21 protein-coding genes and 1 pseudogene are annotated in these 25,897 nt (G+C 63.9%); 19 read left to right on the top strand and 3 right to left on the bottom strand.

Annotated features, from left to right (window positions below; translation table 11 throughout):
- Positions 1–45 precede the first annotated feature (45 nt).
- Positions 46–789, top strand: a pseudogene (locus A37U_RS0115505) (IS256 family transposase); the annotation flags it as partial.
- Here A37U_RS0115505 and A37U_RS48370 read toward each other — a convergent pair.
- A complete protein-coding gene (locus tag A37U_RS48370) occupies positions 790–1,140 on the bottom strand; it encodes a hypothetical protein (protein WP_020497561.1) in 351 nt (116 codons plus the stop codon).
- 384 nt (positions 1,141–1,524) lie between these two features.
- Complete coding sequence (locus tag A37U_RS0115495) at positions 1,525–2,316, bottom strand: coniferyl-alcohol dehydrogenase (protein WP_020497560.1); 792 nt, start codon at positions 2,314–2,316, stop codon at positions 1,525–1,527.
- Between the two features lie 140 nt (positions 2,317–2,456).
- Between A37U_RS0115495 and A37U_RS0115490 the strand changes: the two genes are divergently transcribed.
- From A37U_RS0115490 to A37U_RS0115405, 18 genes are all read left to right on the top strand, one after another.
- Positions 2,457–3,890 carry an aldehyde dehydrogenase family protein gene (locus tag A37U_RS0115490; protein ID WP_020497559.1) on the top strand — a complete coding sequence of 478 codons (1,434 nt, stop codon included), beginning with the start codon at positions 2,457–2,459 and terminating at the stop codon, positions 3,888–3,890.
- Between the two features lie 435 nt (positions 3,891–4,325).
- The gene (locus tag A37U_RS0115485) at positions 4,326–5,003 is read left to right on the top strand and encodes a response regulator (RefSeq protein ID WP_020497558.1); all 678 of its coding nucleotides are present in this window, start codon (positions 4,326–4,328) and stop codon (positions 5,001–5,003) included.
- 540 nt (positions 5,004–5,543) lie between these two features.
- A complete protein-coding gene (locus A37U_RS0115480; protein ID WP_231644891.1) occupies positions 5,544–6,383 on the top strand; it encodes an MlaE family ABC transporter permease in 840 nt (279 codons plus the stop codon).
- A 12-nt stretch (positions 6,384–6,395) separates the two neighbouring features.
- Positions 6,396–7,265: an ABC transporter permease gene (locus tag A37U_RS0115475; protein ID WP_026197253.1), complete on the top strand. Its 870-nt coding sequence runs from the start codon at positions 6,396–6,398 to the stop codon at positions 7,263–7,265.
- An 82-nt stretch (positions 7,266–7,347) separates the two neighbouring features.
- Positions 7,348–8,130 carry an ABC transporter ATP-binding protein gene (locus A37U_RS0115470; protein WP_051898776.1) on the top strand — a complete coding sequence of 261 codons (783 nt, stop codon included), beginning with the start codon at positions 7,348–7,350 and terminating at the stop codon, positions 8,128–8,130.
- Between the two features lie 2 nt (positions 8,131–8,132).
- The gene (locus A37U_RS0115465) at positions 8,133–9,362 is read left to right on the top strand and encodes an MlaD family protein (RefSeq protein WP_026197252.1); all 1,230 of its coding nucleotides are present in this window, start codon (positions 8,133–8,135) and stop codon (positions 9,360–9,362) included.
- Positions 9,359–10,834 carry an MlaD family protein gene (locus A37U_RS0115460; protein ID WP_020497552.1) on the top strand — a complete coding sequence of 492 codons (1,476 nt, stop codon included), beginning with the start codon at positions 9,359–9,361 and terminating at the stop codon, positions 10,832–10,834. Before A37U_RS0115465 ends, A37U_RS0115460 begins: the two co-directional genes overlap by 4 nt.
- Positions 10,834–12,120: an MlaD family protein gene (locus tag A37U_RS0115455; protein WP_020497551.1), complete on the top strand. Its 1,287-nt coding sequence runs from the start codon at positions 10,834–10,836 to the stop codon at positions 12,118–12,120. Before A37U_RS0115460 ends, A37U_RS0115455 begins: the two co-directional genes overlap by 1 nt.
- Positions 12,120–13,433 carry an MlaD family protein gene (locus A37U_RS0115450; protein ID WP_020497550.1) on the top strand — a complete coding sequence of 438 codons (1,314 nt, stop codon included), beginning with the start codon at positions 12,120–12,122 and terminating at the stop codon, positions 13,431–13,433. Before A37U_RS0115455 ends, A37U_RS0115450 begins: the two co-directional genes overlap by 1 nt.
- Entirely contained in the window at positions 13,430–14,686 is a 1,257-nt protein-coding gene (locus tag A37U_RS0115445) for an MlaD family protein (protein WP_020497549.1), read from the top strand. Before A37U_RS0115450 ends, A37U_RS0115445 begins: the two co-directional genes overlap by 4 nt.
- Positions 14,687–14,693: 7 nt before the next feature.
- On the top strand, positions 14,694–15,983 hold the full coding sequence (locus A37U_RS0115440; RefSeq protein WP_020497548.1) for an MlaD family protein: 1,290 nt from the start codon (positions 14,694–14,696) through the stop codon (positions 15,981–15,983).
- A gap of 24 nt (positions 15,984–16,007) precedes the next feature.
- Positions 16,008–18,287, top strand: coding sequence for an MMPL family transporter (locus A37U_RS0115435; RefSeq protein WP_020497547.1), 2,280 nt, complete (start codon positions 16,008–16,010; stop codon positions 18,285–18,287).
- Positions 18,284–19,672 (top strand): peptidylprolyl isomerase, encoded by a 1,389-nt coding sequence (locus A37U_RS43905; RefSeq protein ID WP_020497546.1) that lies wholly within the window; start codon positions 18,284–18,286, stop codon positions 19,670–19,672. Before A37U_RS0115435 ends, A37U_RS43905 begins: the two co-directional genes overlap by 4 nt.
- Before the next feature lie 36 nt (positions 19,673–19,708).
- A complete protein-coding gene (locus A37U_RS43900) occupies positions 19,709–19,909 on the top strand; it encodes a hypothetical protein (RefSeq protein WP_157182843.1) in 201 nt (66 codons plus the stop codon).
- Positions 19,910–20,524: 615 nt separating this feature from the next.
- Positions 20,525–20,938 (top strand): SCP2 sterol-binding domain-containing protein, encoded by a 414-nt coding sequence (locus tag A37U_RS0115420; protein ID WP_240437593.1) that lies wholly within the window; start codon positions 20,525–20,527, stop codon positions 20,936–20,938.
- 142 nt (positions 20,939–21,080) lie between these two features.
- Positions 21,081–22,622 carry an acyl-CoA synthetase gene (locus A37U_RS0115415; protein ID WP_020497543.1) on the top strand — a complete coding sequence of 514 codons (1,542 nt, stop codon included), beginning with the start codon at positions 21,081–21,083 and terminating at the stop codon, positions 22,620–22,622.
- A 20-nt stretch (positions 22,623–22,642) separates the two neighbouring features.
- Positions 22,643–23,896 carry a cytochrome P450 gene (locus A37U_RS0115410; RefSeq protein ID WP_020497542.1) on the top strand — a complete coding sequence of 418 codons (1,254 nt, stop codon included), beginning with the start codon at positions 22,643–22,645 and terminating at the stop codon, positions 23,894–23,896.
- A gap of 104 nt (positions 23,897–24,000) precedes the next feature.
- Complete coding sequence (locus A37U_RS0115405) at positions 24,001–24,663, top strand: sensor histidine kinase (protein ID WP_020497541.1); 663 nt, start codon at positions 24,001–24,003, stop codon at positions 24,661–24,663.
- A gap of 84 nt (positions 24,664–24,747) precedes the next feature.
- Here A37U_RS0115405 and A37U_RS0115400 read toward each other — a convergent pair whose 3' ends face one another.
- Positions 24,748–25,896: an acyl-CoA dehydrogenase family protein gene (locus A37U_RS0115400; protein WP_020497540.1), complete on the bottom strand. Its 1,149-nt coding sequence runs from the start codon at positions 25,894–25,896 to the stop codon at positions 24,748–24,750.
- Between the last annotated feature and the right edge of the window lies 1 nt (position 25,897).

The raw sequence follows: 25,897 nt of genomic DNA, 5'->3' as shown, positions 1-25,897 counted from the left end.
ACGAACCCCTTCCCACCAGGATTCGCAACGACCGATGGAAACCGCCGCGTGTATCCGGTCGTGATGATCGACGCGATCATGGTCAAGGTTCGACAAGGTAGCGTCGCGAACCGTCCGGTGTAGGTGGCTGTGGGTGTCGATACTGCTGGTGAGCGGGACGTGCTGGGCATGTGGGTCGGTACCGGTGGCGAAGGCGCCAAGGAGTGGATCAACCACCTGTCTGATCTGAAAACCCGTGGTGTCGAGGATATTTGTTTGATCGCCTGTGATGGGTTGAAAGGTCTACCCGAGGCGCTGAACTCACTCTGGCCAGCCGCGGATGTTCAATTGTGCGTGGTGCATCTCGTGCGGGCCAGCCTTCGCTACGCCTCGAAGAAGTATTGGAGCCAGATCGCGAAATCCCTGAAGGGCATCTACACCGCACCCACCCTCGACGTCGCGGAGGCGCTGTTCGATGAGTTCGCTGCGGAATGGGAAGACCGGTATTCGGCGATGATCAGGATGTGGTGCGACAATTGGGAGCACTTCATTCCGTTCCTGGCGTTCCCGCCCGATATTCGCAAACTCGTGTGCACCACGAACCAGATCGAGAGTTTGAATGCGCGGTTCTGGCAGGCGACTCGTCGGCGGGGTCATTTCCCCACCGAGCAAGCCGCGCTGAAAGTTCTCTATCTCGTGATCAAAAAACCCCTCAAAAACCGCACCAACATCACCGGAAAGACAGTAAGCTGGAAACAAGTGTTGAACACGCTGTCCCTCCACTACGGAGACCGCATCAACGCCCAGTAACTAGTAGGCGATCACCAGGCCGCCCACAAATGTTCCGACAGTCCCCCCGCGCGTAGGTGAACGCGCGAACGCCCAGGTGCGGCGGTCTTCCTTTCGCGTGCCCCGAAAGTCCGGGCTTCGTTCTGTGAAGACTTCAGCGGCGCCGATCGCCGCGTAGGAGCCGGTCAGGGGGATCATGCTGATCACCACCCGCGACGGCATATGTCCTCGGATGAGACGGGTGATGCCCACAAGGGTTTCGGGGGTGTCGATCGCCAGTCCGAGTCGCGTCCATCTCGCGCGTTCGACGGGGCCACTGGTGAGGTAGCCCAGACCCATGGCCAGTGCGTGTCCGCCGTAGATACTGATCATGTAGGTCAGTTTCGGCGATTCCCGGACGCCGGTTACCCTGGCGAACCGGCCGGGGCGCGGTCAGCGACGCCACGGCAAGGATCAGCCGTCCGGTGGACATGAGTGCAGGCTCGAAGAATTAGGTCAGCGTTCACAACGACCATGTCGACCGAGGCTGAAGTTGTTGCAACCACGGTACCGCGGGACCGAACCATCGAATAGTGCAACCGAGCCTGGGATTCCCTTCGGTAGTGTCCACGTCGACGCATTATGGATCAAGGACCGCAACGGTACGGGTCCGTCCGGTGCACTTTGCCTTCAGCATCGACCTGACTGCATGGAGCTTTCACTGTCCGGACGAGCGTTGGTCATGCGATGACCTTGTTCGGGGTTTCTTCCGTACGGTCAGATTTCCGGTGGGGGCACGATGCCGGAGAGTACCGCTCCGCTGATGCCGCCGTCGATCACAAGCGGATGCCCGTTGATCCAGGAGGAATCCGGCGAAGCCAGAAACAGGATGGCGGAGGCGACCTCGTCGGGCGTGGCGTGTCGGCCGAGCAGACCCTTTAGCCCGTCCAAGGTGTCCTTGCCCATCGACTGTTCGAAGTCCGGCAGGATCGGGGTCTGCACCGGCCCGGGAAGTACCGCGTTCATCCGCAGTTCCTGCTCGACGAGGCCGGTCGCCATCGCCATCGTGTAGACGGTGACGCATTCCTTGGCGAAGTTGTACGCGTTTCCCTCTTGCGGGTGCTCTTCGAACCAGCGCAGCCCTGACTCGAAGGTGTCCTGCGTCAGGAGTTCACGGATGGCGCCGAGACGCTCGGCCCACTGGAAACCCGCGGTCGACGAGACGTTGACGATGGTTCCGCCCGGTTCGAGCCGGTCGAACATCGCCTCGGACAAATGACGCATGCCGAGGAAATTCACCTTGAAAACGAGCGTCGGATCGTACGTGCCCGGCAGTCCGGCGACGTTGATGTGCGCGTTCCATCCGGTACCGAGCTGTTCGACGGCCTGATCGATGCTCGCGCGATCGGAAAGGTCGACGGTGATGTGCTCATCGACGGCGGCCGCTGGTTCGTTGCGGTCGAGACTGGTCACGCTGGCCCCGCCCTTGATGAGCTGTTCGGCAACCGCGTGGCCGATACCGGAAGCTGCGCCCGTCACCACGCAGCGGAGCCCGTTCGTACTCGTCATTGAGATTCCTTTCGCTGCACGCCACGCTTACGGTAGGCATGCTATCGCAGTTGTTTAACGTAGACTATAAAGTGCGGTACGCTGTCGCTTCAAGGGTGGCCCGGACCGGTCCCTGATGGCTGTAGCAAAGGAGCAGAGCAGTGACGTCTGACCTGACGAGCGGGACACCGAAGGCGCCGACCGTCGCAGCCGTGCAGCGGCCGGACTCGTCGGCCGTGACAGAACTGGTAAGTAAGCTGCGCGCCACGTTCGCCACCGCGAAGACCAGGGATGTGCAGTGGCGAATCAGGCAGCTTCACGGTGTCGAGCGGTTGCTCGAAGAGCATGAGAAGGCGATCGCCGATGCGCTCTATGCGGATCTCGGGCGCCCCTATGGCGAAGCGTGGCTCGGTGACATCGCCTCGTCCAAAGCGGAGGCCGCGTTCGCGCGCAAGCGAGTACGGCGCTGGGTCAAGCGCAGGCGCACCTCGGTCGCGTTGACGTCTCTTCCTGGGCGCGGCTGGTATGAGTACGAACCACTCGGCACGGTGCTCATCATCGGTCCGTGGAACTACCCGGTCTACCTGACACTGGGGCCGTTGGTAGCCGCGATCGCAGCGGGGAATTGTGCGGTGATCAAACCGTCGGAACATGCGCCCGCAACGGCGAGGCTGCTGGCCGATCTGCTGCCGAAGTATGTCGATCGGCAGGCATACTCCGTGGTGCAGGGTGAGGCGGAACTGACGAAGGCATTGATCGGTGAAGGCTTTGACCATGTCTTCTTCACCGGTGGAACCGAGGTGGGCAGGCGCATCATGGAAGCCGCCGCACCGAACCTGACTCCGGTCACGCTGGAACTTGGCGGCAAAAGCCCGGTAATCATCATGGAGAGCGCGAATCTGGCCGTTGCCGCGAAGCGGATCGCCTGGGTCAAGTTGCTGAACTCCGGGCAGACCTGTATTGCTCCCGACTACGTACTGGTGCAGCACTCTGTCCAGGACCGATTCCTCGAAGAGTTGACGAAGGCGGTGCGCGCTTTGCGTGCACACCAGTCCTGCTCGACCCAGCCGATCGTGAACAGGCGGCAGTTCGAACGGCTCACCGCGGCGCTCGATGGTTCGGACGGTGAGCGGGTGGTCGGGGGCGGCTATGACGCGGCAGCGCTCGGGATCGAGCCGACGATCATCCTCGATCCGGCGCCGGACTCTCCGGTCATGGCCGAAGAGATCTTCGGTCCGATCCTGCCGGTGCTCACAGTGGACTCACTGGATTCTTCGGTTCGTTTTGTGAACGAACGGCCCAAACCGCTTGCGATATACCTATTCACCAAATCGAACGCTCAACGGGAACGAGTGCTGCAGGCGACGAGCTCCGGAGGTGTCGTGGTCAACCACGTCGCCATGCATTGTCTCGAGCCGAACCTTCCGTTCGGGGGTGTGGGCGACAGCGGTATCGGTGCCTACCACGGACGGTGGGGCTTCGAAACCCTCAGCCACCGGAAGGCTGTGCTCTCGAAACCGTCCAGGCCGGATCCCGCGCTGCTGTACCCGCCGTATACCGAACGGAAGCTGCGTTTGTTGCGCCGATTCTTCTGAGTACCTCCACGTTCTCCTGATTGTCGCTGCGATTGGCGCCGTAGCCCCGGTGGCCGACCATGGCGAAAAGGGCGGTCCCGGGCGGACTGAGCGCGGGCATTTCTACCAGGGCGCCGAATTCCGCCGGGTTCCGCCGATCCCGTACCTGAACAAGGGACGGTCCGGCTCCGGTGCGGCTGTCGGCGTCCCGAACCCGAGGGCGCTTGCTTTTTACTTTAATCTTGACTATAAAATTTGTAGCAGTTGGCCACCCGAGGGCTTCAGCGGTGCGTGGCCAGCGGGTACGCAATGAGGCGTGGGAGCGATGACGATGAGTATCCGATTACGTCGATGCAGGGGCCGTTGCGGCGTTCCGATGCCGGCTCGAGACCTATTCTCGGTGCGGCGATACCGGATTGCTCTGGTTCGTCCGGTGCGGCCTGCCGGTGGCCAGTCATGAACCGGCTCGCACCGGAGGCAGCGGCAGCAGAGCACGGCGGGCAGGGGGCACAACTTCGGCGCGCCGTGCTCGTCGATGACCACCAGCTGGTGCTGGACGGCCTGGCGCGCTTGGCGAACCGCTTCGGCATCAAGGTCGTCGCAGCGTTCCTGGACCCGGCCGAGGCGATACGATTCCTGACTTCACGGACGATCGATCTGTTGGTCGTAGACCTGCGTCTCGGCTCTCTATCAGGTGTCGATCTCGTCCGAAGCGCTCGCCTGCTCAGCCCTGGCGTTCACATCGCCATGTTGACCAGTTATGACGACCCCACATCGGCGGCCAGTGCCCTTGACGCCGGGGCGCGGAGCTTCCTGCTGAAAAGCACACCGTCCGAGGAGCTGGGAAAGCAGCTCCGCGCCGCGGCGGATGGGCAGAGCGTGATCGATGTGACGGCGGTGCCGGAAGACCTGAGCGAGGCCGAGATTTCCTTGACCCCGAACGAACGCGCTGTACTGGAGCTCGTCGCCGAAGGTCTCACCAATCGCGAAATCGGCGAAAGAATACATTTGAGCAGATACACCGTCAAAGATCACCTCACCAGGGTCATGCGAAAACTCGGAACCGGAACCAGAACAAAGACGGTGACCCGTGCTGTCCAATACGGACTACTTGAGGAGATGGCCGTAATATGATGAATCGTGGCGCGCTCCGTCGGCCTTTTTACCGTATCGATCTTATGGCGTGGGCGGAACATGTCGATGCGCCCGTGTTGGTGCGTGGAGCGTCTCGCGGTTTCACCCTTTTCGTTCTCGGCGGTCTCGCGGAGCCTCTGGTGGCAGATCTCGTTCCGTCAATCGGCCGGTACTGCCTCATCGCTGTCGCCGTCTTGGCTTTTGTGTCGGCTTCCGCGCGTATAGGAGAGGCGGAGTGGCCGATTTTGCACGGGGCCATTGCCTCGCTTTCGGCATATCTTCTCGTGTTGCCATTGGTGATACTCGGCGGGGGGCTGCACGGGGGACAGGTTGCTCTGACCGTGTGCACCGGAATTGTCATCGGCGGTCTTCGCGGATTTGCTTCAACTATTATGCGATCGCGAAAGGCGCGGCGGTGATACCTCCATGTGGGGGTTCCGAGACCGACAGCCGGAGGTTTTCGGGGTAATCGTGTGGAAATATAGATTCTGATCGGGTTCACTTTGTAGCAATGTCGGAGCGAGGAGCGAGGAGCCTGCGTTGACCGTTTCCAGGGTTTCGCTTGGCCGGCGCCGGGCGTTACGTATCCGTAAGGCCCTGGATGCCGTGGCGGCGCCGCTCGCCGATGCCGGCGATATCGTCCGGTTCGGCGCCAAGGTGCTGTGGTCGGCCGCGCGGCATCCGGTCGGCTACTGGGGTGAAGTGCGCAACCAGCTGTTCGACGCGCTGAAGCTGTGCTGGTTTCCCCTTTTTCTCTCCAGCACGGCGTTCGGGCTCGGTGTCGTGGGGATCCAGGCAGGCAACCTTCTTGCGCTACTCGGTGTCCCCGAACGGCTCGGATCGCTGATGGTGGTCGGTAGCGTTCGTGAGTTCGGGCCGTGGATCGACGCCATGATCGTCGCGGGCGTCGTCGGTACCGCCTTGACTGCCGACCTCGGCGCTCGGCGTACCCGCGAGGAAATCGACGCCATGGAAGTGCTCGGCGTCGACGCGATACGGACGCTCGTGGTGCCGAGAGTAGTGGCGATGGTGATCGTGACGGCGCTGATGGATCTGCTCTCCCTCGCCTGCGGTGTCATCGGCGGTTATGTAGGAGCGGTACCGCTGCACGGGGCGGACGCGGCTTCGTTCTTCTCGCTGTTCTTTGCCAACTCGACAACGACCGATATATGGGCCACGGTAGCGAAAACTGCACTGTTCGGACTCATCATCGGGGTTGTGTGCAGTTACAAGGGATACCGTGCCGCCGGCGGTCCGGTCGGGGTCGGCCGTGCGGTAAACCAGGGGGTCGTGATCGCCTTCGCGTCCACATGGATCTTCAACGCCGTCTTCACGGCGATCCTGCTCGGGCTCAACCCCGGCATGCAGGCATTCAAGTGAGGTGGAACTGCCGTGACGACTACCGATTCGCAAAACGGGCGTGAAAGCAGGTCACCCCGGAGTCCACGAGAGGACTACGTCGAACTCTCGCTCTCCGGTGCCCTTGGCAAAGTACGTACAGCCGTAGGAACAGGTGGTGAGATCGCCAAGTTCTCCGGGCGCACCGTCCGGTCGTTCGGTGACCTTCGGCATTTCGTTCCCGAGATATTTCATCAGACCGGGATCATCATCCTATCGAGCGGGCTGATTATATGGCTGATGCAGTTCGTCATCGGCTATGAGTGCGGCCTGGAAGGAAAATACGTACTCGATCAGATCGGAGCGCCGCTCTATTCGGGTGTGTTCAACGCATGGTGCCTGCTGCGGGAAATGTCGCCGTATATGTACGGTTACATCTTCGCGGCGAAGGTCGGCTGTGGACTGGTGGCGGAGATCGGTTCGATGCGTATATCGGACGAGATCGATGCGCTGGAGGTCATGGGCGTCAAATCCCGGAGCTATCTGGTCGGCACACGGGTGGTCGCGGCATGGCTGGCGATCCCTTTTCTGTTCGTCGTCGGTCTCGGGATCTCCTTCATCGGCGGCTACCTGGTGACCGTGCAGCTGCTCGGCGGTGTCTCGTCCGGGGGTTACTCGTTCATATTCTGGCTTTTTCAGAATCCGCTTGACCTGTTGTACGCGCTGATAAAGGTCATTCTCATGGCCACGGCCATCATATTTGTCGGCTGTTATTACGGATACAACGCGGGCGGTGGACCCGTAGGTGTCGGGAGAAATACTGCGAGATCGATGATGCTGAACATGGTGCTGGTCCACGTGATCGCGTTCCTTTCGACCCAGTTGCTCTGGGGCGGAAACGTCAATGCGCCGGTTGCCAACTGAGGAGTCGAACACTTCGGAGGAACAAGTGTACGGGAACCGCGTCGACACCGGAACGATCAACGGTGAAGTAGATTCCGCCGCCATGCGCGGTGATCAGCGGCTGGATCCGGAGCCGTCGACCATGCAGGTGCGAAACTTGAAGAAGTCTTTTGGCGATTTTCAGGTCATGAAAGATCTGACGCTGAACTTCAAGGATAACGCGATCACCACTATCCTTGGTCCTTCGGGTACCGGGAAGAGCGTCTTGATCAAACATCTCGTCGGCCTGCTCGAACCCGATGAGGGTGAGGTGATCGTCTTCGGGAAGAACATCTGGAATATTCCGGAAGCCGAACGTTACGAGATACGAAAGAATTTCGGCGTCCTGTTCCAAGACGGTGCGCTTTTCGGATCTATGAATCTTTACGACAACATAGCCTTCCCGTTGCGAAAGCATACCGATATGAGCGAGGATGACATCGAGGAGCTCGTGATGAGCCGGGCGAAGGAAGTCGGGCTGGAGGCTTCGATCGGCAAGACGCCCTCCGAGATTTCCGGAGGAATGCGTAAACGCGCCGGATTCGCCCGTGCTTTGGTGCTGAACCCGAAGATCGTACTTTTCGACGAGCCCGACTCCGGCCTTGACCCGGTGCGGACGAGTCTGCTCTGCGATTTGATCCTCGATATCCACAAAGAATACGGCGGTACCTACCTCGTGGTCACTCACGATATTCGGAGCGCGAGGAAGTTGAGCGACTATGTGGGCCTGATCTGGCGAGGCGAGGTCGTGCATTACAGCGGGGCCGAGGAGGCCTTCGCTTGTTCGGATCCGTTCGTCCGCCAGTTCCTCGCGGGCGAGTCGGCCGGCCCGTTGGGAATGGACTGACGATGCGTAGAACGCTGCTTGTCGTGATCGCGGTGGCCGTCGTGCTCGGTGCCGCCGGATTCGTCTTCCTCGGCGGCGATTCGTATCGGGTGACGGTGATGCTGGCTTCGGCGACGAACCTGGTCCCCGGGGGAACCGTGCAGATGCACGGATTCGAGGCAGGAACCGTCGAATCGATCGAGGCCGAGAACGGCAGGGCGAAGGTGACCCTCGATCTGGACTCTTCCCACACGCCGCTGCACGCCGGTGCGAGCGTGGTCGTGCGCTGGAAGGCCCTGGTAGGGGAACGGCACCTGGATCTCACCGATGGTCCCGCTTCGAACATAGTGATCCCCAGTGGGGGGATGATCCCGGGCAGCATGCCCCAGCCGATGGAGATCGACCAGGTGTTGGCTGCACTGGACAAGCCGACACGGGACAAGCTCAACGCGCTGGTCAACCGGCTCGACGGAACGCTGAAGGGGCATGAGCAGGACGTCAATGACACGGTGCGCTCGGCGGGCCCCGCACTCGGTGCACTCGGCGAGGTACTCAAAGGCCTGGGGACCGACGGTCCGGCGATCAAGGCACTGGTGACGCAGGTCGAGCAGATGCTCTCGACACTGTCTAATCGGGACGGACAGGTGCGCGATATCGTGGACCGGCTCTCGCAACTGAGTTCGGCGACCGTCGATCAGCGCGGCGCACTCGCCGCGACGCTGCGCAAGTTGCCTGGGACGCTGGACACCGCCAAATCGACGCTCGACACGGTACCTTCTGCCACCGACCGGGCGGTACCGCTGCTCGATGAGCTCAAACCGGCCACCGATCGGCTTCCCTCGGTGGCGGGGAACCTTCAACCGGTACTGAGCGATTTGCGTCCCCTGACCGCGCAGCTGCGCCCGACACTGGCCTCGGCGAGCACACTGCTGCGCTATACGCCCGGTCTGCTCGACCGTGCGCACGCTGTGGTTCCCGGGGTGAACTCGCTGGTGACCAACCTGACGCCGGCCGTGGACTTTCTCCGGCCCTACACTCCCGAGCTCGCCGGGCTCGTGTCGAACTGGGGTTCGGCGATGGGGAACTACTCGGGTACCGGTCATTACGCGCGGGTTCTCGCGCAAGTCGGGCTGAGCAGCGTGAACATCAACCCTGGCATCACACCGCCCGGATTCAAGGTCGAACAGCAGCCGTCCCCCGGTGCGCTCGCCGGCCAGCCGTGGACCGATGCCGCGGGGGAGGGAGTCCGGTGAACGCACGTAAGTCGAGTATCAAGCCCGGCCTGCGGCGGATGCCGGTCGGAAAAACGGTACTGCTGGTCGTCGCGGTCTTGCTCGCGGCCTCCGGCTGGACGGTAGTGAGCACGACAGCCGATCAGCAGGGCGGAGTGCTTCGTGCCCAGTTCACCGATGCGAGCCCGTTGCTTGAGGGCAGCGATGTGAAGGTGCACGGGGTGAAGGTGGGGTCCATCTCGGCTATCCGGCTCGCGAAGCCGCATGAGGCCGTGGTGTCGATGAAGCTCGACAGCAGCGCATACCCGATCCACACGGACGCACACGCGACGATCCGGGCAGTGAGCCTGCTCGGCGAACGTTATCTTGACCTCGATCGTGGCTCGGACGCGGCGCCTGCGCTGCGGCCCGGTGAAGTGTTGCCGACGAAGCAGACGGCCCAGAGCACCGATCTCGACCAGGTGCTCGACACGGTGGACCAGCCCACAGGTGATGCGCTGAGCGCGCTGATCGGTACGCTGGGCGAAGGCCTGGACGGGAACGGTCAGAACGCCAGGAAAGCGATCGCCGCGCTCGAACCGGCGATGCGTGACACCGGCAAGTTCTCCCGGATCCTGCACGATCAGAACGGTGTGCTAAACGATCTGGTCGACAAGCTCGGGCCGGTGACCAAGGCACTCGCCGACGACCACGGGAAATCGCTCGACGGCCTGATGTCCTCCGCGAATCAGGTGACGGCTGTCACCGCTGCGCGGCAGCGAGAGTTGAATGACACGCTGGAGCAGTTGCCCGCGACGCTGACGGATGCGAGCCGCACCCTCTCGACGTTGACCTCCACGGCGCGCCAGACGACGCCCTCGCTACGGGCGTTGCGCCCGGCAACGGACAATCTCGACCAGATCAGCGCGGAACTCCAAGGATTCACCGCGTCCGCGAATCCGGCGCTGGGCAGCGCCGAACCGGTGCTCGACCACGCCAAGCAGCTCCTCGAGCAGGCCCGCCCCGTAGCCGATCAGCTTCGTGCCGCGAGCCCGAACCTTCGTGGTGTGGTCTCGAATGCGCGGCCGGTGGTCACCGATCTTTCGGACAACTTCGGCAACGTATTGAACTTCTTGCGCTACTGGGCATTGACGACCAACGGCTACGACGGCATCTCGCACTACTTCCGCGCCCACCTGAGTTTCGACGCCAACATCACCCTCGGCAGCGTACTGCCCGAACTGCTCGGCAAGAAGGCGACCGGAATTCCCTCGCTCAACCAGCCGCCGCCTGGTGCCGCCGGTGGCGCCCAGCCACAACGTCCGGCGCCGGGACCGATCGCCCAAGAGCAGCCACATGGACTCGGCGGTGTGCTCTCCTCGCTGTTGGGTAAGCAGGGCAGCCAGCCGAGTGGATTGCTTGCACCGCAGAAGAAACCGGACGGAAGCGCCACAGGCCTGAGCGCGCAGCAGGAATCGAACGCGATGCAATTCCTCATCGGAGGCGGGAACTGATGGCAGCACGCAAGCGGACCAAGTCAGTGGTCATCGGTGGCGTTGTCGCTGCTGTGTTCGCCGCCGCGGCGATATTCGCAGTCTCCGCCCAACACGGGATCCCGGGAACGACAAGACTGACGGTGCGCGCGGCCTTCAGCGACGTCGGTTCGCTGCGGCCGGGCGATGACGTCAGGATCGCAAGTGTCCGCGTCGGCCAGGTCGGCGATATCCGCCTGGTGCGCGGTGTGGCGATAGCGGATCTCAACCTGAGCAGTACCGACAAGATCTACCGCAACGCCAATGCGACGGCGGCATCGGTGGGCGCGCGCTCGGCCCTCGGCCTCAAGTTCGTGAACCTGAATCCCGGAACACCGGACGCCGGCGCGCTCCGTCCGGGGCAGTTGCTCGGACCTGCGGATACGACCGGGGCACAGGATGTCACCGACCTGCTTGCCGTCCTGGACAAACCGACTCGTGACGCACTCGGCTCGACGATTCGCCAGACCGGACGTGGGCTGGCCGGACACGCGAAGGATCTGCACGACACGGTCGGAGCCCTCCCCGACGAGCTGCCGGATGTCGGTACGATCTCACGGGCGCTCTCGTCACGTGGCGGAGCGGGAACGGCAAGAATGCTGCGTGCGGTGGATGCGTTCGCCGGGCGCTTTCAGGGACGCCAGCAACAACTCGCCGGTCTGGTCCGGCAGCTCGATACCACGCTCGACGCCGCCGCGACCGACGGCGGGGCGCCGTTGTCCGCAACGCTGCGAAAGGTGCCGGGCACGCTGACCGAGGCACGGACCGCGCTGCGCAAGCTGAACCCTCCGCTCGCCGATACCGGCTCCGCGATGACGCAGTTGCGCAGTGGGGCGGAGGCACTCGGCAAAGCGACTCCCGATGTCCGCGGCGTGTTGCGGGAAGGGGTCCGGCCGCTGAACAAGGTGCCGCCCGTGGCCACCAAGGCAGATCCGGCCGTCCGCGATCTGACCGGTGTCATGCGGGATGCCCGGCCGTTGGCGCCGAAACTCACCAAGACCGTGAACACGGCCGCCGATCCGGTCGCGACGTTGCGCGCCTACTCCCCGGAGATCGCGGACTTCTTCACCTACGTGACGCGTGCGCTCAGCGACGGGGATGACTCCGGACATTGGGCACGGTTCTTCATCTTTCCGAGCACCGAGTTGCTGACCGGACTGGTCCCAGGCCTCAAGGATCCGACCGTGTCACGGAATCCCTACCCGGCCCCTGGACAGGCGATCAAGGACCGCAAGACCAGCCTGCTTGGGCAGAACGGCGGAAAGTGATGGCACGTATCGGTTTGCGCAATTCGCGGGGGATCCGGCCGCTGACCCTGGGCTTGGTGCTGATCACGGTTACTGCCGCGATCGGCGTGCTGATCTTCTACAAGCAACAGCTGGAGGTCGCGTTCAGCGGTGAGCCCACGATCACGGCGCGGTTCAGTCAGGACTACGGCATCGTTCCGTACGGCAGCCAGGTCAAGATGTCCGGGATCGACGTCGGTACCGTCACGGCCGTGGACCGGGATCGCTCCGGTCCGGCGATGGTCACGATGCGCGTCGGTGACGATATCCCCGATAAGCTCCGCAGCCGACCGTCGGCGAGAATCCGGCCGACCACGCTGCTGGGCGGCAACTACTACATCGACCTGGTCCCCGGCGGACCCCCGGGACGCTCGGCTGCCGGGATTCCGCGGACACGGACCACAGTCCCGGTCGAGATGGACAAGATCACCAGGACACTTCAGCCCGATACGCTGCGATCATTGCAGGGAACGGTCCGAAATGGAGCCGAGACCTTGGATGGCCGTGGGCGCAAGGCGCTGCAGGATTTGCTCGCGGACGCGCACAGCACTCTTACCGACGCGGGACCGGTGTTCACTGCGGTGCAAGGGAACCGTCCAGGTAACGATCTTCCCAATCTGGTCGACGGGCTCGAGCAGACGGGGGCGGCGCTGACCAGACAGCAGGGGCAGCTCGACTCGATCACGGCCGATCTGGACCGCACCGGGACCGTGCTCGGAAACCGTTCGCAGGATCTCGCCGGCACTCTGCACAAGCTGCCCGCCACACTCGATTCGACCGATTCCGGGCTGGCGGAGCTGAAGGATTCCCTGGTCAAATTGCGCGAAACCGCGGGGCCCGCGCGTCCAGCAGTGCGGGAGCTGAACACCACGCTCGCCCATCTCGACCCCGCCCTGACCAAGGCACGCCCGGTGGTCGGTGATCTCAAGAATCTGCTGACCAATGCCCGCCCCCTTGTCGACCAGCTGACCCCGACCGCGAAGCAGCTTTCGCCGGTGCTCGACGACTTGCGTGGACCGGTGCTCGACCGGTTGAACGGTCCTGTCACGAAGACGGTGCTCTCGCCGTATCACGGCACCGGTCACTACAAGAACAGCGGCGGGAATCAGCCGTTGTACAAGCAGCTGGCCTACACGGTCGCCGGGATGGACCGGCTCGCCTCCGTCACTGACAAGAACGGCGCCACGATCGGATTCGGCATCGGGGTCAGCGCGGGAACGGTCAGCGGCCTGCCGATCAGCCTCGAACAACTGCTCGGACATCTGACGGGTATCAGTGAGAAGGGCGATCGATGAGTAAGCGCGCCAAGCTGCGCAAGTACTGGCAGCGCATCCGTACCGAGCCGAAACTCGGCCGCAATGTCGCGATGTTCGTCGTGCTGCTCCTGCTCGCCGGGGTTGCCGGTGGGATCATTCTCGGCCACCAGGGCTCCGGACTGACCGCGTGGCCGTGGACGAACCGGTTCGTCTTCCACGCCAAGTTCTCTGATGCACAGGGTGTCGCGGCGGGACAGGGGCAGGAAGTCCGGATTGCCGGTGTCACGGTCGGTGCCATCCAGGCGGCCAGTGTCGCCAAGGACGGCACCGCCGACGTCGAACTCGGTATCGACCCGAAGTACCGGGTGTACTCGAACGCGGCGCTGGTGTTGCGCCCCAAGAGCCCGCTCAACGAGATGTACGTGGAAGTGAACCCAGGCGACGCCCAGCACGGGAAGCCGCTGGCTCAGGGAGCGACACTGCCGTTGGGCAATACGCGGAGTCCGGTGACGATCGACAAGGTGACCCAGCACCTGGATCGGGGCACGAGAACGGCGCTCGGCGCGCTGATCAACGAGTCGGACACGGCGCTGGCCGACGCGCCCCGTCACCTGCCCGGTGGCCTGAGCGCGACCGACAAGGTGGTCCGGGATTTGCAACCGGTGATGTCCTCTCTTCGAACGCGCAAGCAGGAGATCGCGGCGCTGGTCAGTGAACTGGCCACGATCTCGCAGGCGGTCGGGGGCAATGACCAGCGGCTCTCCGATCTGGCAGGCAACCTCCAGCAGACCCTGCGGACGGTCGCCGACAAGGGGGGTCCGCTCGACTCCACCCTGCGCCGTCTCCCCGATTTCACCGACCAGCTGCATCAGGCCACACAGGTGGTGCAGGAGCTGACCGGTCAGCTGAACCCGACGCTGGACGACGTCCGGCGCGCGTCGGGCAAACTACCCGGTGCGCTTGCCGGGCTTTCGGATACTGCCGATCGACTCGGATCCGTCGCCGACAAGGCGAAACCCGTTGTGCAACAGGCAGAGCCGGTCGTGTCCGATCTCAGGCCGGTCGTCGGTGACGTGAACGCCGCGCTCCCCGACCTCCAACAGATCAGCTCGCGGCTCGACCCCGTCACTGGTTCGCTGGTGCCGTATCTGCAGGACTTGCAGGCCTTCGTCTACAACACCGGATCGGCCACCAGCGTCACCGACGGGGACGGCGGCACGCTCCGTGGTATCGGGCAGGTCGGTCCGGACACCATTCCGCTGTTGCGCACGCTCGGGAAACCGGCGAAGTGAGGGCCGCATGAAGATCAAACATTCCACGATGGTCCACATCCGGCTCGGGATGGTTCTCGCTTTCGCGGCGGCATGTCTGGCGTTCTTCGGTTATCTGTGGGTTGGTTCTGGTGGCCGGATACCACTGGTGACCAGTGAGGGTTACCGCATCTCGGTGGACATCCCGCACGTCTCCAACCTGGTGGAGAATTCGGAGGTCATGGCGGCCGGGGTAGGGATCGGCAAGGTCGTGTCCATCGAGCCGGACGGCGGGCAGGCGCGAGTGACCATGCAGCTCGATGCCGGTCCGCGCCCGCTGCACGAGGGGGCGACCGTCCGCGTGCGGTACAAGACTCTGTTGGAAGAAAGCTTCGTCGAGGTACACGACGGTGCCGGTGCACCACTGCGCAACGGAACTTTGCTTCCCGACGGGTCTGGACAACCGGCTGTCGAACTCAACGATGTGCTCAATAGTCTCGACCGCCCGACACGGCAGGCATTGGCCAGCTCGGTCCGGTCTCTTGGAAAGGCCACGTCGAACAGCCAGGACAGCCTCTCCGCGGCGATGGCCGGTGTCGGCGATATGTCGCGGGAGGGCCGGGGCGCGCTAGACGCGCTGGCAGGCCAGTCCGGCGACCTGCGCAAGCTGACCGGGGATGCCGCCACGCTGGTCGCCGCGCTGGACAACAAGCAGGGACAGATCGCGAAGCTCGTCTCGGACGCCGACCAGATCAGCAAGGTGACGGCCAACGGGCAGGATGATATCCGGACGACGCTGCGCAAGCTGCCAGGGGTGCTCGACAGCGCGCGCCGTGCGACCTCGGGGCTCGGTTCGCTTTCCGATTCGCTTGCTCCGGTTGCCACGAATCTGAAGCGATCGGCGCCACAAGTCAGTGCGGCACTGCGGCAACTCCCGGCGACAGCCTCCGATCTGCGCGGACTCCTGCCCTCCCTGGACCGGACCCTCGACAGGGCACCGGGAACGCTGGACAGGGTGCCAGCCGTCTCGAAGGACGTGTCCGCAGCGATCCCGCATGTGGACGTGGCCCTGCGCGATGTGAATCCGATGCTTTCCTACCTGCGCCCGTACGCGCATGACCTGACCGCCTTCTTCACGAATTTCGGCCAGTCGCTCAACACCGACAGCGGGGTGCTGAAGGTGGGGCTGATCGCGAATGAGAAGAGCGCCCCCGGACTGCCGTTGACGACGCAGCTTCCGCTGTTCAACCGGAACAATCCCTATCCGGGGCCCGGTTCGGCTGTGGATCCGGCGCCGTTCACCGGGAAATACCCGCACATCAAACAAGAGGGAAAGTAGATGTTCGGCCAAAGGCTGTCTCGGATGCGGGCCAGACTTGCCCCGCGGCGCGTATGGCTTTCGCTGCTGGGCGGGCTGGTGCTGGCGGGATTCCTCGCCGGGGGGCTGGCGCAGCTGCAGGTTCGTACCGACCTGGACTCGTTCCTGCCCAACAACGACAGCGTGCTGCGCCAGACCGACGAACTCGCCCGCTCGTTCGGCGCCGACCCGATCGTCGTGCTGGTCCACGGGCGCAAGCCTGATCAGCAACTCGACGGGCAGCACCTGATGCCCCTCGTGCGGCTAGAGGGCAAGCTCTCGAAGCTGCCCGACTCCGCTGTCGTATACGGGCCGGGCACGACGTTGAACCAGATCGCCGGCCAGACCCAGGACTTGCTCGCGGAGCTGACCGGACGCCGGGACGGCATCCGCGACCAGGCGATAAGCGCGGCCAAGCAACACGGCCTCGGCGAGGCAGGTGCGAAGGAGGCGGGCGAGGCCGCAGCCGCGCAGTTCGACGCCAGATACGGCAAGTTGCTCGTGCAGGCGTTGCCCTCCGGCTTGCCGACCTTGCACAACGCGAATTTCGTCAAGGCAGCCGTCTACGGCGCCGGGGGCAGCCCGAAACCTCAGTGGCGGTTCATCATCCCGAACAGGGACTCGGTCGCCGTGCTCGTCCGGCCGCGTCAAGGGCTTGATGAGGCGGCCGCGCACCGGCTTGTCGCACAGGTCCGCCAGGCCGTCGCGGATGCGAAGCTCGACGCGGCGGACGTCCACGTGTCCGGTGTTCCGGCGCTGATCTCCGCACTCGGAGACAAGGTCCGCTCCGAGATCCCCCTGCTGGGCACCGCCGCGATCATCGCGGTAGGGGCGTGTTTTCTGCTGATCCCCTGGACGCGGTGGCGACGCAGGTTGCTCCCGGTGTGCAGCACCGTGATAGCCGTCGGCCTGACACTGGCCGTGTTCGGCTGGCTCGATAAACCGGTCTCGCTCGGAGTAGCCGCGTTCTTACCCGCCCTGCTTGGTATCGGCAGCTATTATCCGACCTATTTCGCGCAGCGGGCCAGCAAACGGCTGGTCTTGGCCGTTGTGGCCGGTACCTCGGCAAGTTTCGCCACGCTGCTGTTCACGCCCTTGCCGTTCGTGCAGGATCTTGGTCTCTCGATGGCGATCGGCGTGCTGCTGGCCGCGCTCAGCGGGATGGTTCTTTACCGGCTGCTGCCCGTCGAACCGGCGCCGGTTGCCGAGTGGCGGATCGAGCGGCAGCGCGGTTACCTCGCCAGATGGGGACCGTTGGCGCTTCTCGGAGTAGCCGCGGTGGCCGGTTGGGCGCTGCTGCCCGGACTTGGTGTCGAAGCCAGCGTGGACAAGCTCGCCGCCGGTCTGCCCGAGATGAATCAGGCGCGTTCGGTAGAGTCGACGATCGGTTCATCGGGTGAGCTCGATGTCGTGTTGCGCGGACCGGACGTATTGTCCCCGGAGGCGGTCGGGTGGGCGCAGCGCGCCCAGGACGTCGCCATCGCGAAACACGGTGACCAGCTCCACACCGTCGTGTCCCCACCCACCTTGCTCCCGTTTCTCGGGGCGAATCCCTCGGCGGAGCAGATCCAGGCAGGTGTCCGGCTGCTGCCGTCCTATCTGACCGGATCGATCTTCCGCAGTGACAACAAGGTCGCGTTGCTCAGTTTCGGGGTCAAGCTTGATGACCTCGGTACGTTGCAGGGGCTTCGGGATGATCTGCGCGCATCCTTGCCGCCCCCGCCGAAGGGATACCACGTTCAGCTCAGCGGGCTCCCGATGGTCGCGGTGCACGGCAATCAACTGCTCTCGAAGGAGCGCGTATTTGGCAATATAGCCGGAATCCTCGCCGCGGGCGCAGTGCTCTCGATTGGGCTGCGCCGACGGGCCGACGCCGGCCGTGCCGTTCTCGCGGCGGCGTTAGCCACTGGAAGCGGGCTGTTTCTGTTGTGGTTGTTCGGTATCCCTCTGAGTCCGATCACTGTCTGCCTCGGGTCGCTGACCGCGACGGTGGGGTGTGAGTTCACCGTGCTGCTCGCCGAGGCGAGACGATCCCGAAGCGCAGGGCTGTACCGCTCGGTGCTACTCGCGGCGACCAGCTCGGCTGTCGGCTACGCCGTGCTGCTCGTCTCCGGGCTTGCGGCGATCGCGCAGTTCGGAGCCCTGCTCGCGGGCTCGGTCGTGCTGGCCCTGATCTCGGCGAGTTGCGTCGTGGCGGCCACCCGGGTCAGACCTAACCCACGAATCCCAGGCGGAAAGGCAGGCAACGAAACAGGACGACTAGCCGTGGTTGGAGCGCAGTCATGAAACTCGAGACCGATGTGGCACCCCGCCGTAGCGAGACCGGGGAACAAGATTACGGGCCGAAGGCGCGGCGTGCGCGCGAACGACTGCTCGAGGCGCTGGGCGAGCCTACGGAGCTGGAACCGCAGTACACCGAACAGATCGACGAGCCTGTGTCCAAAGCGGAATCGGCCAGAGCGCGCCTGCGGGCGGCGCTTGACGGCGAATCCGAACCGCAGCAGCGCACTCCGGAGCCCACCGGTCGGCCGATCGGAATCCGTAGAAAGCTTTCCAGCCTCGTGCAGTCGAGCCGACGCTCGACAAGGGTGGCCGTAGTGGTCGTGCTGGTGGTGATTCTCGTGTTCGGCGGCAGCTTCTTTTGGCTGCGTTCGGGCAAATCGCTGCTCGGGATGGAGTCCGGAGAAGGAGTTCTCTCGTTCCTGCCGACCTGGCTCCCGCGGGGGGTGGCCTTCGAATACGGTGACAATGACATCACCGTGGACCAGCTTGATAAGCAGGTCGACACGATGCACGCGTTGTACGGCGTCCAAGTGCCGGCTGACCAGAAGCGGCTGGCGCAGTTTCGCAAAGACGCCGCGAAATCCTACGTCGTGAGTCTCGTCCTCGATAAGGCGGCGAAAGACAACGGATTGCAGGTGGCCGATAAGACGGCCAGGGACACGCTGTCGAAGTTCGTCGCACAGAAGCTCGGTGACGGCCCCGATGCCTACAGCAAGTTCGTATCGGCACTCGGGAACCAGGGAACCAACGAACAAGCGGTCGTTCAGGAGCTGAAGCGAAGGCTGGCGTTGTCACGCCTGTTCGACAAGGTGACCGCTGATGTACCCGCGGTGAACGACCAGGATGTGCGCTCCGCGTTCACCAAACGCCGCGCGCAGCTGGCGACCCCGGAAAAGCGCCAAATCAGTAATATTGTGGTGCAGGACAAGGCAAGCGCCGATAGCGCCATCTCGCAGATCCGTTCGGGTAAGCCGTTCGACGCTGTCGCTCGTCAGGTGAGCCGAGACGCCAGCACCCGCGAGCAGGGCGGTGCGCTCGGGGCAGTGACAAAGGACCAGCTCGACGCGAAGTTCGGCGGCGCGGCCTTCGCGGCCGGTCAGGGTACGGTGTTCGGGCCTGTGCAGAGCAAGTACGGCTGGAACGTCGGCGAGGTAACCGGGATCACACCGCCGCAACCGGCGCAGTTCGACAAGGTCAAGGACCAATTGAAGCAGGATTTGCAGATGCAGCGTGCGCTGGGCAAATGGCGATCCTGGCTCACCGGGAAACTCGATGACGCGGACGTCCGTTACGCCGACGAGTACCGGCCGGTCGATCCGACAGCTCCTCCCGGGGATGCGGCCAGTGGGGGTTCCCCGATCGGTGGCGAACAGCCCGGAGGGCGATGAGCAATGGGAACGGCGGCGCTGTTTCTCGCCTTTGCTATGGCTTTGTTCCTGGTCGGGCGATGGGGCCGTAGACGGGTGGCCGGCCTCGTCTGGCCGGGAGCCGAGCACGCGCCCGAGCGTGGGAAGCGTGTGCGGGTAGCCAGACGTGGCGCGATGAGCTGCTATGTGATGGCGGTCGTGTTCGCGGCGTTCGCCGCGCAGACGGTCATCCTGGACGCGATGGGCATCGGAAGGTGAGTATGTCGCTTTCCGAGCCCCGCGACATTGTCCGGCTCGATCAGCCCGTCGGACGGATCGACGGCGCAGCGTCGGTCTGCAGGCAGGGATTTTCTGGTCGTGATCAGAGCCTCGCCGAGGATCTGGTCGGCGCGAGTTTTGTCCGTGTCCACCCGATGACCGATGCGATCACCGGGCATCGCGGGGCGTTTCGGCTTCGGCTGCCCAGAATCGCACGGTGGCTGCTGTCCGGAGAGGGCGGTCGGGCGAGACCTCGGAGCAGGGCCGCCGCTCAGGCGGCTTGGCTTTTCTCCGCGAGGCACGAGGCCGCTGGGGCCGGCTGTGCGAAGAACCGTGGCTGACCGGGCGGCTGAATGAGACCGGCGGATCCGCTTGGGGTCGTGGGTTTTCCAGCGTGTACGGGCCGGTGCTCGACCGGCATGGCGAACAAGGCGAAAGAAGTTGCTCGGGAGCCATTCCGACGTGCGGCAGGAGGGGGCGGGATCGGCACTGGCCGCCAGGGTGCCGCCCACCTCTCCGCAGGCGATACCGCACTGGATTGAATAGGAATTAAAAATCAGCTAACATCGCAGCGATCCGGATCGGTCCGAGACGATCCACTGATGCCACAGAGACGTGGAGGGCATTGTGTCGTTCAGCGATGATGAAGAGGTGCGTCGTTACATCGGCGGCATCTTCGAAACAGCGTTCAAAGACGAGGAGATCGGCCCGAAATTGGCCGATACGGGACTCGTACTCAAGTTCGCATTCACGGAGCCGGATTCCGTCCTGATCGTCGACATGGTGGGGCAGCGCGTTCACCAGGACGCCGAGAGCTCCAGTCCGGGCGCGACGATGTCGATGAAAGGCGAGACCGCCAACGCCTACTGGCAGGGCAAGGTCAATCTGCCATTTGCCATGGCGAGGGGACGGATCACCGTCGACGGCAACGTCGCGGACCTGTTGAAGCTTGCTCCGATGGCCAAGAAGCTCTATCCCGTATACATCGAAAACCTGCGCAATGACGGTCGTGAGGATCTGCTGGTCTGAAGGTCCTGGATGGCTTGGGGCGCTGGTCCGGCGCCACCGCGATGTGATTCGCGACGGCAAGCATCGCAACACCGGACGGCGGCCGTCGCGGACCGGCTATGCGGCGGATTGATGGACGGACGATTTCGAGAGGCGGATTCCCATGTACCCGGGTACTCACGCGCAGCAAACCCCCGACAAGCCCGCCGTCGTCATGGCGGGGTCGAAGCGGACACTGACCTACCGTCAGTTGGATGAGCGTTCGGCGAAATTCGCCGCCGCGCTGCGCGATTCAGGTCTGAACCGGGGTGATGTGCTCGCACTGCTGTCCGAGAACACGCTCGAATGTTTCGAGGTGTACTGGGCGGCGATACGATCGGGCCTGCACATCACCGCGATCAACCGACACTTGTCCGCGGACGAGGTGGCTTATATCGTCGCTGACAGCGGAGCGCGTGTCCTGGTGGTGTCCGCGACGATGCAGACCGTGGGAGAGCAGATCGTACCTTCCACTCCTCGGGTCGAGCGCCGTTTCGCCTTCGGCGGTGCGATACCGGGCTACGAATCCTATGAGCAGGCGCTGGAATCGGCGCAGCCGGTACTCGACGATCAGCCGCGAGGCGCCGAGATGCTGTACTCCTCCGGTACGACGGGCCGTCCCAAAGGCGTGAAACAGCCGCTGCCGGAACGGCGGGTAGACGAGGCCGGGGACGTACTGCTGCCGCTGGTCCAGAAGTTCTACGGAGCCAGCGACGAGGACGTCTATCTCTCGCCGGCGCCGCTCTATCACACAGCCCCGCTGCGTTGGTGTGGTGTCTTCCACTCCCTCGGAGCCACCGTCGTGGTGATGGAGAAATTCGATGCGCAGCAGGCGCTGGCCGCGATCGAACAGTACCGGGTGACGGTGACCCAGATGGTGCCGACCATGTTCGTGCGCATGTTGCAGCTGCCGGAGGAAACCAGGTCCGCTCACGACCTCTCCTCGCTCAGGGTCGCGGTCCACGCCGCGGCACCGTGCCCGGTGGAGGTGAAGCGCCGGATGGTCGAGTGGTGGGGCCCGATCGTGCACGAGTACTACGCCTCGACCGAAGCGAACGGCATCACGTTCATCGACACCCAACAGTGGCTGCGCAAACCGGGTTCGGTCGGCCGCGCCGCCCTGGGGACCATCCACATCTGCGACGACGACGGGGATGAGTTGTCCTCCGGTGAGGTGGGGCTGGTCTACTTCGAACGGGATGAGCTGCCGTTCGTATACCACAACGATCCGGCGAAGACGAGCTCCGCGCAACATCCCCGGCATGAGAACTGGACCTGTGTCGGTGACATGGGCTTCGTGGATGAGGAAGGATACCTGTTTCTCACCGACCGCAAGGCGTTCATGATCATCTCCGGTGGGGTCAACATCTACCCGCAGGAGATCGAAGACGTTCTCACGCTGCATCCCAAGGTGCACGACGTCGCCGTCATCGGTATCCCCGACGCCGAGATGGGCGAGCAGGTCAAGGCGGTGGTCCAGCCGGCGCAAGGCGTCGATGCCGCCCCGGGACTCGGTGCCGAGCTGGTCGACTACGTCCGCGAGCGCATCGCCCACTACAAGGCACCGAAGAGTGTCGATTTCGTCGACGATCTGCCGAGGACGCCGACGGGCAAACTGCTCAAACGTGAGATCCGCGATCGTTATCTGTCCCCGGCGACCGCTTGAGCCAGGTGAGAGGAATTTACATGACCACCACACAAACACAGCGCGACTACGATTCCTTGCCGGTCTCTTCGCTGTCCTTCTGGGCGGCGACCGCGGAGGAACGGGAGACCACTTTTCGCGAACTGCGCGAAAAGCGCCCCATCAGCTGGCACCGGCCACTGGAAGGCTCACTCATGCCGCCGCAGCAGGACGGTATCTGGGCAGTGGTACGCAACGAGGACATCCGGAAAGTCAGCAAGGAACACGATATCTTCTCCTCGGCATACGGAGTGCAGCAAGAAGAGGTGCCGGACGAGATTCTGGACGCGGCGCAGTCCTTTCTCGGTATGGACCCTCCGCGGCATACCCGGCTGCGCAAGCTGGTCAGCGCCGCCTTCACGCCGAAACAGGTGGTGAAGATCGAGGAGCAGATCAAGAACCAGGCCACGCGGATCGTGGACGGTCTTCTCGATGCCGGTGACTGTGATTTCGTCCAGCAGGTCTCCAAGAAACTGCCGATGTGGACCATCTACGAGATGATGGGACTGCCCATGCAAGAGCGGGAGAGCGCCGCTCATGCCGCCGACGGTATGGTCTCCTGGGCCGACGAGGAGGTCGCCGCCGGACGTGAGCCCGGGACCGTGCTCAATGATTCCCTGGTGACGCTGCTCAGTATCGGACTGGAATTCGCCGAGCACCGCAGGGCACATCCCGCGGATGACCTGATGACCAACCTCGTTCAGGCAGAGGTCGACGGCCAGCGGCTGACCGACGAGGAGATCGGCGCCTTCTTTGTGCTGCTTTCCGTCGCGGGCAACGACACGACTCGCAACACCATCAGCCTCGCGACCAAGGCGTTCAGTGATTTCCCCGATCAGCGGGCGCTGCTGCTCGAGGACTTCGACGGCCGTATCGGTACCGCCATCGAGGAATTCGTGCGCTGGGTGACTCCGGTGATGACCTTCCGCAGGACGGTGGTCAAGGACGTCGAGCTGCACGGGCAGCACATCTCCGCGGGAGAGTGGGTGGTCCTCTTCTACTCCTCGGGCAATCGCGACGAGCGCGTCTTCACCGACCCCTACCGTTTCGATATCACGCGTAAACCCAATCAGCATGTCGGTTTCGGTGGCGGTGGAGTGCATTTCTGCATGGGCAACATGCTGGCGAAGACACAGCTTCGGGCGATCTTCGACCAGCTGCTGCACCGGGTCCCGGATCTCGAAGTCGGGGAGCCCAGCTATCTGGTCGGCAACTTTGTCCGCGGTGTCAAGTCGATGCCCTGCACGATCGGCTGAACATCGCGGCGGCCCCGGCCGAGTCTGCGAAGCAGGACAGACCCTCGGGAGGCGGGCTTCTCGCCCAGGAGGAGAACGTGATTCCAGCTGATGATCAAACGGAGATGAGCAGTACAGAGCTGCGCAGGGTGTTGCGTGTTGCCGCGGCCGAACTTCATGACGGTGTCGCCCAGGAGCTGTTCGCCGCGAGCATGGATGTGGAGGAATCGGCATGCGCTGCGGGCGTCCCGGCCGGTGTCGCGGATCAACTCGGTCGTATCGCCTCGAACCTGCACAAGAGCTCCCTGGAGCTGCGGGGACTGCTGACGGGCATGCTCGAAGGCAATTTGCCGCGGCAGAGGATGACGGTCGTGGACCGGATCCGCGCCTGTGTCGAACAGACGGCCAGTCGCGGGGACCTCACGGTCGACGTCAGACTTGAAGGGGCTGGGCCGGATCCGGGGCCTGACGGCGCCGAGCTTGTCGTGCGCACCGCGCGGGAAGGCATCGCGAACGTCGTCAAACACGCCGAGGCGAGCGAGGCACTGGTGACCGTGCGCAGGGGCCGTGCGTGGTGGACGATCCTCGTCGAAGATGACGGTACCGGTGAGGCCGCGGCGATCCGCGCGACACTCAGCAGGTCCGCGGGCCTGAAGATCGGGCTCGCGAGCCTCACCGCGGAAGCACAGCGGCTCGGAGGGCGGTTGTGGCTCTCGTCAGCGGGGCGGCTCGGTGGGGTCGGCCTGAGCGTCTCCGTGCCGACCGCGGCGACACCTGAACGCCTGTGAAGGATCCTCGCACGCCCGCGGGTTCCTCAGACACTCGAACCGGGCCGCCCCGCGCGTCAGCTCCAGGACAGCCCGGTCCGGTGGTCAGCCCTCCAGCTCACGGCCGATGATTTCCTTCATGATGGCGGTCGTACCGCCGTAGATGGTTTCGATCCTGGTGTCCAGAAACGCCCTGGCAATCGGGAACTCCGCCATATAGCCGTATCCGCCGTGCAACTGCAGGCAGCGGTCGACCACCCGGCTTTGCAGTTCGCTGACGTACCATTTCCCCTTGGCTGCGTCGACCGCGGTCAGCTCACCCTCGTTGAACGCGAGCGCGGATCGGTCGACATAGGATTCGGCGACATCGATCTCGGTCGTCATCTCGGCGAGTTCGAACCGGACGTGCTGGAATTCTCCCAGCCGCTGACCGAAAGCCTGCCGGTCGAAGCAGTATCGCCGGGTCTCCTCGAAAACGGCGCGGCAGGTGGCGATCGCCTTCGCCGATACTCCGAGGCGTTCTCTCGGCAGATGGCTCATCAGATGGTGTAGGCCCCTTCCCTCGGTACCGAGCAGGTTCTGTGCCGGTAAGCGCACATCCTCGAAGAACAGTTCCGCCGTGTCTTGAGCGGGCAGGCCGATCTTGTCCAGTTTCCTGCCGCGCCGGAACCCCGGCATGTCCCATTCGACGACGAACAGGCTGAATCCTTTGGAACCGGCCTCCGGGTCCGTTCTGGCCGCCACGATCACGGCATCAGCCATGATCCCGCTGCTGATGAAGGTTTTCTGGCCGTTGAGTATCCAGTCGGCGCCATCCTTGCGTGCCGTAGTCCGGATGCCCCGCAGATCGCTTCCCGCTCCCGGCTCGGTCATGGCCAGCGCGCCGATGAGCTCCCCGGTGGCGAATCCGGGAAGCCAGCGCCGCTTCTGCTCATCGGTGCAGAGGTCGAGCAGATAGTGCAGCACCAGGTCGTCCTGTAACGATATGGTCAGCGCGAACGAGAGGGCATGGACGCGGGCGATTTCCTCGGTGACCACCATGCGGTACCGATAGTCGGGCTCTCCCGCTCCACCGTATTCCTGTGGGATCTGCAGCCCGTAGATGCCGTATTTGGCCGCCTCGGAGAACACGGAGCGGTCTATCCACCTGTCCGCCTCCCACCTCGGATGGTGCGGAACGACCTCGCGGGCGAGGAATTCGCGCACCGTCTCCCGGTATGCCTCGTGATCGTCGGTATACAGTCGCCTCCGCACG

Source organism: Sciscionella marina DSM 45152, assembly GCF_000379465.1.
GTDB lineage: Bacteria > Actinomycetota > Actinomycetes > Mycobacteriales > Pseudonocardiaceae > Sciscionella > Sciscionella marina.
The sequence above is the reverse complement of the archived record's forward strand: the minus strand, read 5'-3'. Positions and strand labels throughout refer to the sequence as shown.